Raw genomic sequence first — 11543 nt, forward strand, 5'->3', positions numbered from 1 at the left:
TTACCGCAACGCTCTATGAGCCTGGTCGAAAAAGTCACGTTCATATAGGCATGCGCTCATATATGCCTGCGCGGCGGCAACACGCTGACTGGGGGAAGCCTGCTCAAATGCTTCCTCAACAACCGCCACGCAGCGGCGCACATCTGCAGCAAACTCTTCGCTGCCATACACCGAAATCCAGGCATTGTACGGATGTTCCTCGTGGGTTTTCTCCAAGAGCCGGTAACCGATCTCAAGGTACAGCCAGTAGCATGGAAGCGCCGCAGCTGCGCCCACCACATAATCCTCGCCAGCAGCAGTAGCACGTAAAAAGTTCGTGTACCCCATTGTCACTGCCGAAGGTGCACCACGCCGAATACCCCCCTGCTCCGCAGGAATAGCGGGATGCGCCGCCAACCATTCATCGTGCAAAAGCGATTCCTCAACAATTGCCGCCTGGGCACCCGCAGCCCAATGCACCTGACCTTGCGGTGAGGTGGCACGTGCCGAAAGAGTAGCTAAGGCGCGAGAATACTGGGCAAGGTACTGCGCATCTTGGTCTAAATAGAAGCCGAATAAATCCTCGTCAAGCGTGCCGTCGCCCAGCCCGCGAATAAAGGGCAAATCGAGAATGTCACACCAAATATCACCGGTAGCTTGCCACAGGGCGGCAGTCCACGGACCCGCCGGGGCTACCTTCGACTCTGGGGATTTCCGCTGCGCAGGTTTCACCAAATTCTTGGGGCTCTCGCCCGTAAGATTTTTATCAGCGTATAAGTGCTCCCACGGTTTCGTATCGGCTGCATGTTCCAAACGGCGAGCACGTGCCTGATGATCGACCGGTCCGTGACCCTGCCCGCTGCCCACGTGCAGTTCCTCACCCGCGATAATAGCCTCGTTGAGCCACCGGGTGCTCCAAGCCAGCGCGTTCGTGAGTACTCGTACACTCAGCTCATTATTGCCATTCACAAGAGCAAGTCCAAGGCGGGTAGCAAGACTTGATGAGAGTGAGCACCCGGTACCGTGGGTATTCTTTGTCTGGACGCGAGTGGTAGCCACATGTGTATGAGTTCCATTAGGGAAAACAGCCGAGTTTCCAGCGTCCTCCCCCGTCAGGTGACCGCCCTTAACAATCACGGTCGTGCCAGTGCTCCCCGCGAGCTGAGCCGCCTGGTGATGCGCCTCCTTCAAAGTCTGGGCAGGGTTGCTCTCACAGAGCACCGCGAGTTCGGCAATATTCGGAGTGATAACATTTGCCTGCGCCACCAATTCGCGCAGTGCCTGCTCGGCGTCTTGACTAATCAGGCGATCGCCGCTGGAGGCAACCATCACCGGATCAAGTACCACCACTGGTACCGGATGTTCTGCAAGCCAGGTCTTGACGGTAGTGATAGTTTCAACATCGCCGAGCATACCAATTTTAACGGCATCCACAGTCACATCGTCGAAAACTGCCGCAAGCTGTTCCTGTAAAAACTCGGTAGGTGGAGCAAAAATGCTGCGAACCCCTTGTGTATTCTGTGCGACAAGCGCGGTTGTGGCGCACATACCGTAACCACCGCTTGCAGCAATAGACTTGAGATCAGCCTGGATTCCAGCACCGCCTGTAGGGTCGGTTCCGGCAATGGAAAGCACACGAGGCGTAGATGTGTTTAATAGCGTCATAGCTATAAGTCTCCTTGGGATGGGCGTGGCATCGCTGCAAACGCACCACGCTATCTAGATAATGATGAATCGGGTGTTTCAGAAAGAAGGTTAAGGCTGCTCTGCCACGGTTCGATATCCCTTCGCTAGTTCTAACTAGAGCAGGTTCAATGGGTATATCTCAGCTCCAGACAACAGCGCCGTGCTGTGTATCCGTTACAAAATGGAGCACCCCATATCGCGTTTTCACTGTAGCATATGCTGTTGGGCTCAATAGGTTCACGGACTTTATGTGTCATTGCCGTGCACATATCTCTAAGTTTTGGTAATTTTCAAACTCTTATAAAGTAATATTTCTTATTCTTGACATGTAACAGTACTGTTGAAAAGGGTCGCGCTCCCCTGCGGCCTGCTGTATATTCACCCAGCCACGAAAGTTCACTGATGAGCATTCCTGCCCTTAGGCACAATAGTGTGCCTCAAAAAGTCCTCAACCGTCGTGCCTTGATAGCCTTCGCATCGGGGATCTGCGTTACTGAGTTCCTGACCGCTTGCGGAGAGCAAGCACATGAGACGGCACCTGCTCGTGCCGAAGCATCCAACACTACAGACGGTCGCTCCAGCCCACATGGTACCGAATCTGCCTCACCTGAGGCACAGGCGCATCCGACCTTCACTAAGGGTTATTCTGGTGGCTCTGAAGCGCCCAAAGGTGAGTACCGTCCTGCAGACGAAAAAGGACCCGCGCAGAATGTCCCCAAGCCCAAAAAGCCCGAAGATATTGGGATTGAGACACCGGAGGCGCTTTTTCACTTTATTCAGTATTGGAACGACCTGCGGAATTACGCTATACAGACTGGAGACGTTAATACTTTAGCGGACTACACTTCAGAGGGATACACCTCTGAAGCAAACGTTATCAACTATATCAATAGAATCTACCAAAAAGGTGGATGGGCAGTTGGTGGCACCAGAAAACTTACTTTTGATCCCTCTACCCTCCGCTCTCCCAGCGATCACGTATACCTTGTAGTTGGTAATGTTCAGGCCAATGATGTCGTTTTCCTAGATAACGAAAAGTATGAGACTCATACACATCGTCTATCTGAACGGAGTAAAGATACCATTGAGTTTGGAGTTGTCTTCAAATCATCTGGTCATTGGTCTTTTGCAGGTATGGAGAAGATAACCTTTGAATAATAAATCTATGTGGGCCACAACAGCTATTTTTCTCTGCACCACATGGGTAATGCCGGTCGCCCACGCCAATACTTACTCTGGAAATACTAATAGCGGCAAAGTCATAGTTATTGGAAATTCCTCCAGTAGTTCTCAGGCTCCCGGTGAACAGCCTACGGCAACGAATGATAACGAGCTCAGTGGGTACCAAGGAAACATAGAATCTACAGATACTAAAGGTTCAGGCTCTAACGCTCCCGCAACCGTGAGTAGTGTAGGAAATACCTTCGATGTCTACAATGGCAATGCTTCTAAAGATGCGCCCTGTCTCTACCAAGGGAAACCCGGTAAAGTAGCCCGTGTTCCCCTACCCATTGACGATTCAGGCAACTATAAACAATACGGTGTCGTTCAGTCAGGAAACGGCGGTATAGCGTGCGTTCCCAACGATCCTGCAGACCAAAACACACCTGAAAACGAACCTACTGCCGATAACGCCCAAGTTCGCACCCAAAAGATAGAGCGCCAAGTTCGGGAGCAACTCGCCGAACTTACCACTACAAAACCCGCATTACATTTCGACGGGCATGAGCCCCACGTCAATACCGGGATCAACACAAACTTCTATGTGACCGGTGTGAAAACCGCAGCACACGATACTACTATCCTCGATGAAGAAGTCACGATAGAAGCTGTTCCCGTTGCCTATACCTATGAGTACGGTGCCGGCGACCCTGTTTACACAACGCGGGATTCAGGAACCGCGCAAGGCTCTGTCTGGGACAAGAGCAAACGTAACTTTAAACCCACCGATACCAGCTATGCTTTCAAAGAATCCGGCAACTATCATGCTTACGTTACTGTCACCTATCAGGGTCGGTACCGTCTCAAAGGTGGGGACTGGAATATTGTTGGTTCGCTTACGGTTCGCAGTGATCCCACTCTAGTACGCGTGTGGGATACCGAGGTGCATTCTGTAGGTAAAACCTGCCACGAAGACCCTGGTGCTCGAGGATGCCCAGCACATCCGGATGAGCCCGATCGTAATAACCCGAATCCAAAGTTAACGCAGCCTGACCCGGTGACAGGGCAGCATTGGCATCGCGATGACTCGGGAGCAGGCGATACCGAATGGCGGCTCCATAAGAAAAAATAAATCCCAACCAATTCTATAACCTGTCCGAGCGTCGTACACTTTTCTTCTCTATCGTGCCGTTGTGCCCATCTACGAGAAGGGCAGAGAGTGTACGGCTTTTGACTATCATCTTCTAGGTCAGAGCGAAAATCTCAGCGGGCGTGCCCTCAGCGGTAATCATGCCTTCCTGAAGCAAAACGGCGCGGTCTGCCAGGGATGCGATACGCGCATCGTGCGAGATAATCAACACAGCACGATTCGCGAGCACGGCCTGTAATGATTCGGTCGCGTCCACAAGCTCAAGCTGGGTGGTCGATTCATCAAGAATCACCGCGTGAGGGTTTGCCGCGACGATGCGCGCTAAAGCAAGCTGCTGAATCTGGTCACGGGTGAGTTCGTGCTCTCCCGTACCGATACGCGTCTTCAACCCTTGGGGAAGCTCACGCCACCAACGAGCGCTAACAGCATCCAGAGCTTCACCGATCTGTTTCTCGGTGGCTTCTGGTACTACAGCGGTGAAATTATCAATAACGGTACCAAAGAAAATATGCGCTTCTTGGGTACAAACCAGTAGTCGTGGCCTACCATCTTCGTACTTATCGGTTGGAAATTCCCCATTGCCAACTGGTTTTCCCAGCACACGGATTGTACCGTCAAGCGCACTCAAAGAACCGCCAATGAGCCTTGCAAGCGTGGTTTTTCCAGAGCCAGAACGCCCAACTAACGCTAAGCACTCCCCAGGCGCAATCTTCAGATTAATATCAGTCAGTACAAGCGCATTTGAAGAATAACCGTACGACACATGGGAGCATTCGATTACATGTGTGGTATTCCCCAAAGTTTCATGATGTTGTGCTCTACGAATATCTTTGCGCCGAGCACGCTGCGCTTGCGCCAGATTAATAATCCCGAACACGCGCCCCATATTAACCAGCATTATGCGTATATTGCCCACGTGATGCCCCAAAATATCCGCCATAGTTCTCAGGCTGAAAACCATAATGGATGCAGTCGCCAAGGCACCCCAGGTTGCCCACCCTTGCATGACGCAGAAGGACCCCCAGAGCAAGCAGATAACGGTAGGGAACCACGCATTCAGAGCATCAAGCGTGTAATAATTCTGGCGTATACGCACCATCTTGAGTGTAGCCCGATAACGCCGATCGTTATCAGCCTCGAACGTTTCGTTGCGAGCATCATGCACCCCAAGTTCACGAATGGTGGATGCGCCCCGGACGTTCTCGGTCAGCACGCTATTAAGCTCGCTCGTAATCTCCTGCACGCTCTGATTTTCACGGGCAAGACGCGGCAGAAAATATCCCATCAACACGCCCAAGCCGATAATCATAGGCAAGAAGATAACGCTCAGAGGTACGCTGAGTGTGGCAAGTGAAACCATAGAAACTACGAAATACAGAATCACAAAAAGAATTTCGAGCAGGTCAAAGCTGACGGCGTTCGAGGCTGAAGACAGGTCATCGGTCACTCGCGTGAGCAGGTCGCCACTGCCGGATTCCTCGACGGTTCGCGCATCAAGATCTAGAGTTGCATCGATGGTATCTATACTTGCTTGGCGTGTTACGAGGGCACCAAGACGGGCGGCGCTGTACATAGCCAAAAGCATCACGATGGCTTGAGCAACAGTAGCAGCAAGAATAATCAATATAGGTTTCCATGGAAATTGCACATACTTACCAGCCACAACGTCGTCAACAGTTGCACCAATCTGCAGAGGCACTACCGCACCCATGATGCTGCTCAACACATAAACCATAAAAGTGAAGAACGCACGCCCTCTATAACGCACAATATAAGAACCCATTTTCTGCACAACCACACGGGGCGGTTCGGTTGGTAACTTAGACATGATTTACCCTCTGGGTTTCGATATTGTTATCTCGCGCAATACGCCGAGATACTTCTGCAGTTGTCGAAATAATGTAAATAGTCTCAAAGCCCGCAAGCAGCCCAGGATAGAGCTCTGGCGCTGTAGGTATGCCCGCGCATTCCTCAAGTCTGTCGTAAATATATTTCTGGCTTGGCTCGTCCACAGAATTAAGGGGCTCAGTCAAAATGAGTATTTGGGTGTCCTGAGCGAGCGCACGTGCGAGAGCTAAACGTTGGCGTTGTCCGCCCGACAGGTTAGCCCCTTCGCTAGTGATCAGCGCTTCAAAATATTCATCTGGATTTCGCCCACCCAAACGGTAAGCAATTTCGCTAGAGTCTGTTATCTGAAGGAGAGCTTCATCTTTCGCTTGCGCAGCCACAGTATCTTCGGGCGGTACGGTGCCCAGACGTAGGTGATTCCGCAGAGTTCCGGCGAAAATCATAGGGTTAGGCTCACTTAGTAGAATTCGCTGTTTATCCGGCAGTTTTTCGGCAGCGAGCGCACGCACATGTTCGACAAGCGATTCTGCATACTCTTGAGCAGTCAGCTGCCAATGTCGAGGATTGATGTATACAATGCGCGTGTTGCGTGCCTTTGCGGGAACCTGCGGGATATCGACGATCGGCATATCGTGTTCTTTCTCATGGCTCACATATGCTTCAAGTTCGGTATCTGTTCGCGGTTCTTTGAGCACACCTTGACGTACCCCGGCGTATCCTTCAAGCCGAGCAATTTTAGCCAGCCCCACCTTGGCGTAACGCCATTCGGTGAGAAAGTTTTGTGAAATCCAGACGGGCCCACCCATCATGGCGATAATAGAAGCAACCGTTACTAGGGAAGCAGCTGGAACATCAGGTACCCAGCGTCCGTTCTCAACGTGTCCCGTCAGCGCGAAACCAATACCAAGCAGGGTGACTGTTCCGCTGAGGAATACGCGGATAAGGAACATCCAGCGATGAGTTTTCTCATATTCCATGAGAGCATCGAAAACATCATCTGCTCCCTGGTGATAGCGCTCGCGCATTTGCTGTTCAGCGCCCAGTCCCGTGATGGTGCGTAGTCCCGTTGCTATATCTGAGGCACGCGAAGAATTTTCACCATCTTTCGCGCGGTAGACACCCACTTTACTTTCCATGAAGGTGGAGTATTTCGCCAGAACCCATATCACTAAGGCTGTTCCGGTAAGAGTCACCGCCGCAGTGAGCGGACTAATGAGCCACAACTGTATAGCGCCTAAAGTTGCGATAATCATGGCGTTGGTGAAGAGAGGGATTGAGAAGAATACTGCGCTGATACGGCGCACGTCTTTGCTCATAACGGTAACCATCTCACCCGCATTGTTCTTATGCGCTGCGCGGTTGAGCAGGGCGTTAATATAGGTGCGCCAGTCGCGGTCTAGCTCGGCACCAAATTTCATGGATGCGCCCCACCCAAAGTATTCATTGAGCGCGATAAACCCGATGGAGACGACAACGACCCAAAACAGCAGCCAAGCATCAACCGTGTGTCCTGCGATTTGGTGGTTGATAAAAGTGCCCACGACAACGGGAATGCCAATAGCGCCGATGCCCGCAGTAGTTTCTCCAAGCATGGGGATAACCCAACGGTACCAGGGATATGTATACCCGGGGGCACTCACGCGTAAAGATACCCGATTTTTCAGGTCATCGTCAGAAATACCTACCTTGGGGGTTTGTGAGGACTGTGTATGATTTTTCTGCTGATTCTGCGTCGTCTTTGTACTAGTGGGAGCTTCTTCTGTACTTCTTTGGTGATGCTGCTCGTCCGCATTCGCCATATGTGCCTCGCTTATACCCTCTATTTCATTAAATATTGAGGCTAACACATTTACCTTATATATGTGACATGTTGCATTGCAGATTTTATAGTTTTCTGCTGTACCGCTTATTTTCACGAGGGCCTACAGAAACTAGCTACGATACTTTTGCAGACAATCTAGATGAAACATACACAGCATGGGATGTCACGCAGTAATTTTTTGGTGCGAAGATTCAAAATGCTGATTCAATACGTTCATGTGCCGCGATAGAGTACACTCTCTACTCCACGGTTCGATAGTTCTTGCGCGAGCGCCACAATTTTCTCCGGGGTGACATCGTGAATATCCGATGAGGTTTCAAGAAGTATTCCCTGATACAGGGGTTTTCCTAAGTCGCTGATTAGTTCGCATGCTGCTGGTTCGCTGAAATAGGTTTTCCACCCTAGAGATGGTGTATACGCTTCTCTCTTCGGTACAGCACGTAACCAAGTGGTTGTCGTCCATGTGGCTAAGTGTGGTGACCAACAACAAATAATTGTTTTAAGCAGTTGGTGGCCGGCTTCAAGAGTGAGTTCTCCCTTTGAAGATTCTGGCACTTCGGGGTCTCGCCAAAATTTGATAAGGACAAAGTTTTTAAAATTCTTATTGTCGGTTTGTATTCCCACGCATCCTTGGACAATTATTGGGAGCGGCCCCAGATATTCAAGGTTAACGTAGTACCCAAATGAGGCGTCTGCGTCTGGAGTTTTCGTGCCCTCTAGCTGGCCCAATAGCAGATCGGTCAATCCAGGAATAGCGTTTTCAACATTAGCCCCTAACCGCTGAGGAGCTTCGCGCATGATACGCCAGTGTCCGCCCGGGTACAGTGACTCAAGCGAGGTCATAAAATGGTGAAGTTCTGACACACAATCATCAAGAGTATTTTTCCTTGCGGTCGCCCAGTATCCCGCTATTTGTGTGTCCTTTAAGGATATTCTCATGCTGTATTGCGTACTCCTTATCAGAAGGGAAACTAACCGCACTTCGCTATACGCAAGTCTAACAGTCAGAGGGGTTTCTGCTAGCGTAAAAAATGACCACAACCTAAGTTTCCTGCGGCATGTATATCCTGCGCAACGCAATAGTCAACCAATATTGTGCGCATCGCTGATTTTGACGGATTCTGCTAATTCTCTGCCTCTAGGCTCGGTAAAATTGAAGCACCATGAGCATTCTTGAATACCTTTCCCCCAAACTCGCGGAGAATCCCGGCGATTATAACCGGCGTGACTATACTGGCAATCCGCTCACCCCGGATGAAATCTATGAGGCGTTCACCGGGTGGATCTCCAGCCGAGGCATGACGCTTTACCCAGCCCAAGATGAAGCTGTCTTGGAAATTGCGGCGGGGCATAATGTGGTGCTGGCTACCCCCACCGGGTCGGGTAAATCTACAGTGGCGGTGGCGGCGCATTTTACCGGTTTGGCGACTGGGCAGCGTTCTTACTACACCGCACCCATCAAAGCGCTTGTTTCCGAGAAGTTCTTTGATCTTATCGAGATTTTTGGTGCCGAAAATGTCGGTATGATTACCGGGGATTCGGCTATTAACGCGGATGCCCCCATTATCTGTTGTACCGCCGAGATCCTGGCGAATATTACTCTGCGCGAGGGTAAGTCTGCGGATGTCTGCCAGGTTATTATGGATGAGTTCCATTTCTACTCCGATCCGCAACGCGGCTGGGCATGGCAGCTGCCGCTTTTGGAGCTTCCGCAGGCGCAATTCTTGCTCATGAGCGCGACCCTAGGCGACACCACGCGCTTCCAGGAAGAGATGACGACGCTCACCGGCCGCGAAAGCGTGCTGGTTGCCAGTAGTGAACGTCCAATTCCGCTTCATTTCTACTACTCAACCGACCCCATTCAGGAAACGGTTCAGGAGCTTGTGCAGACTAAGCAAGCCCCTGTCTATATTGTTCATTTCTCACAGAAGGCCGCCCTGGAACAGGCAAACGCGCTGCTGCCAGTAGCTATTGCTTCGAAGGAAGAGAAAGAGCGGATCGCGCAGCTTATTGCGAAGTTCAGGTTTGGTCCGGGTTTCGGCAAGGCGCTGAATAAACTGGTGCGGGCTGGTATCGGTATTCACCATGCGGGAATGCTCCCTAAATATCGTCGCCTTGTGGAGAGGCTTGCGCAGGCTGGGTTGTTAAAGGTGATTTGCGGTACCGATACTTTGGGCGTGGGCATTAACGTGCCTATTCGCACCGTACTTATCACGGCCCTGTCGAAGTTTGATGGGTCGAAGAATCGCCGTCTGCGCGCACGTGAATTTCACCAAATCGCGGGACGTGCCGGTCGAGCTGGTTTTGATACCGCTGGTACCGTAGTGGTGCAGGCGCCCGAACACGATATAGAAAATGCGCGTCTACTGGCCAAAGCACAGGCGAAGTTCGGTGACGATACAAAGAAGATTAATCAGTCACTGTCGTCTAAACGCAAGAAAGCGCCGGAAGGTTTTGTGGGTTGGTCAGAGAAGACCTTCGATCAGCTGGTCGCGGCAGAGCCTGAGCCGTTGACCTCTTCGTTCGATATTACCCACTCAATGCTTTTGAACCTGATGCAGCGCCCTCAGAACCCGGTGGTCGCAGCCTATCGCATTCTTCAGGAGAATCACGAGCCTCCGCAGCGTCGCCGGGAACTTTTGCGTAAAGCCGTTAGTATTTATAAGGAACTACTGACCGGCGGGGTTATTGAGCGCGCAGATACCCCGGATGAGCATGGCTCATACCTGCGGCTTACCGAAGATTTACAGGATAACTTTGCTTTAAATCAGCCGCTTTCTGCATTCGCGGTGGCAGCCATTGAACTTTTGGATCCTGATTCTCCCAACTATGCTTTAGATGTTCTTTCGCTGATTGAGGCAACTTTGGAACCGCCTCACCTGGTGCTATATGCACAGGAGCGTAAGGTTAAGAACGAGCTTTCAGCGCAGCTGAAGGCAGACGGTGTGGAGTATAACGAGCGTATGTATGAGCTCGATCAGGTAACCTACCCTCAGCCTCTCACTGAGTTAATCGAGCAGGCATACACTACGTATCAGCAGTCGGCACCCTGGGTGGCACGCTTTGAGCCGCATCCAAAATCTGTGGTGCGTGATATGTACGAGCGCGCTATGGGCTTCAACGACTTTGTGCAGTACTATGCGTTAGAACGTGGTGAGGGCGTGCTGTTACGTTACCTTTCAGATGCGTATAAGGCGCTGCGGCAAACGGTACCCGAGTCGGCCGTCAACGATGATCTTGCGGAGATTATCGAGTGGCTGGGTGAACTAGTGCGCCAAACCGACTCATCGCTGGTGGACGAGTGGGAGAAACTTGCCGCTGGCGAGGACGCTGCATCCTTGGCAGCCGATCGTGCCGCCGCCGAGATTAAGGATGATACTCCCCCAGCCGTCACGAAGAATGTACGCGCGTTCCGGGTGATGATACGCAATGCTCTCTTCCGCCGTGTGGAGCTTTTCGCCGATGAGCGAGAGAACATACTTGGGGAACTAGATGAGGCCTCAGGATGGGATGCTGACGCTTGGGCGGATGCGATGGATGACTATTTTGATGCCTACGACGATATCTATACGGATGCTGAGGCTCGCTCCCCTAAGCTCGTTCAAATTGACGATGATGTGCGGGAACATCCTGGCGTATGGAAAGTACAGCAGACCTTTGCTGATCCTGAGGACAACTTCGACTGGGGTATTCGGGCGGAGGTAACTCTTGCTGCCTCCGATGATGCTGGTTACCCAGTTCTGAAGATCCTAAGTGTGGGTGAATTCTAAAATATGTGCGATCAGCTGCGTACTTTCAATGCATTGTTTAAACATTTCATAATCCAATAAAACGATTCCAGTGCTAATAGAGTTCGCATAGCCTTAAACTATCGAGAGTAGGATTGCCCCCCCCCCC

7 protein-coding genes and 1 riboswitch are annotated in these 11543 nt (G+C 51.3%); of the genes, 3 read left to right on the plus strand and 4 right to left on the minus strand.

Going from position 1 to position 11543, the window contains the following annotated elements:
* Entirely contained in the window at positions 1 to 1644 is a 1644-nt protein-coding gene (locus HMPREF2609_RS03995) for a bifunctional hydroxymethylpyrimidine kinase/phosphomethylpyrimidine kinase (RefSeq protein ID WP_048754079.1), read from the minus strand.
* Positions 1645 to 1744: 100 nt separating this feature from the next.
* Positions 1745 to 1869: riboswitch (TPP riboswitch) on the minus strand.
* A 198-nt stretch (positions 1870 to 2067) separates the two neighbouring features.
* Here HMPREF2609_RS03995 and HMPREF2609_RS04000 point away from each other — a divergent pair.
* Both HMPREF2609_RS04000 and HMPREF2609_RS04005 read left to right on the plus strand, forming a co-directional pair.
* A complete protein-coding gene (locus HMPREF2609_RS04000) occupies positions 2068 to 2823 on the plus strand; it encodes a DUF6318 family protein (protein ID WP_048752257.1) in 756 nt (251 codons plus the stop codon).
* Entirely contained in the window at positions 2816 to 3958 is a 1143-nt protein-coding gene (locus HMPREF2609_RS04005; protein WP_239664652.1) for a hypothetical protein, read from the plus strand. Before HMPREF2609_RS04000 ends, HMPREF2609_RS04005 begins: the two co-directional genes overlap by 8 nt.
* Before the next feature lie 112 nt (positions 3959 to 4070).
* Here HMPREF2609_RS04005 and HMPREF2609_RS04010 read toward each other — a convergent pair whose 3' ends face one another.
* The 3 genes from HMPREF2609_RS04010 to HMPREF2609_RS04020 form a co-directional block, all read right to left on the minus strand.
* Complete coding sequence (locus HMPREF2609_RS04010) at positions 4071 to 5804, minus strand: ABC transporter ATP-binding protein (RefSeq protein ID WP_070535125.1); 1734 nt, start codon at positions 5802 to 5804, stop codon at positions 4071 to 4073.
* Positions 5797 to 7623 (minus strand): ABC transporter transmembrane domain-containing protein, encoded by a 1827-nt coding sequence (locus tag HMPREF2609_RS04015; RefSeq protein WP_246825563.1) that lies wholly within the window; start codon positions 7621 to 7623, stop codon positions 5797 to 5799. Before HMPREF2609_RS04015 ends, HMPREF2609_RS04010 begins: the two co-directional genes overlap by 8 nt.
* 236 nt (positions 7624 to 7859) lie before the next feature.
* Positions 7860 to 8444, minus strand: a complete 585-nt coding sequence (locus HMPREF2609_RS04020; protein WP_070535216.1) for a hypothetical protein — start codon at positions 8442 to 8444, stop codon at positions 7860 to 7862.
* A gap of 365 nt (positions 8445 to 8809) precedes the next feature.
* Here HMPREF2609_RS04020 and HMPREF2609_RS04025 point away from each other — a divergent pair, with 365 nt between their 5' ends.
* Complete coding sequence (locus HMPREF2609_RS04025; RefSeq protein ID WP_070535128.1) at positions 8810 to 11416, plus strand: DEAD/DEAH box helicase; 2607 nt, start codon at positions 8810 to 8812, stop codon at positions 11414 to 11416.
* Positions 11417 to 11543 lie beyond the last annotated feature (127 nt).

It is taken from the genome of Rothia sp. HMSC058E10, from assembly GCF_001809415.1.
GTDB lineage: Bacteria > Actinomycetota > Actinomycetes > Actinomycetales > Micrococcaceae > Rothia > Rothia dentocariosa.

Bases quoted from the DNA above. Each gene is read 5' to 3' on its own strand.
- HMPREF2609_RS04000 (WP_048752257.1), top strand. From the start codon at position 2,068: ATGAGCATTCCTGCCCTTAGGCACAATAGTGTGCCTCAAAAAGTCCTC.
- HMPREF2609_RS04015 (WP_246825563.1), bottom strand. From the start codon at position 7,623: ATGGCGAATGCGGACGAGCAGCATCACCAAAGAAGTACAGAAGAAGCT.
- HMPREF2609_RS04020 (WP_070535216.1), bottom strand. From the start codon at position 8,444: ATGCGCGAAGCTCCTCAGCGGTTAGGGGCTAATGTTGAAAACGCTATT.
- HMPREF2609_RS04025 (WP_070535128.1), top strand. From the start codon at position 8,810: ATGAGCATTCTTGAATACCTTTCCCCCAAACTCGCGGAGAATCCCGGC.
- HMPREF2609_RS03995 (WP_048754079.1), bottom strand. From the start codon at position 1,644: ATGACGCTATTAAACACATCTACGCCTCGTGTGCTTTCCATTGCCGGA.
- HMPREF2609_RS04010 (WP_070535125.1), bottom strand. From the start codon at position 5,804: ATGTCTAAGTTACCAACCGAACCGCCCCGTGTGGTTGTGCAGAAAATG.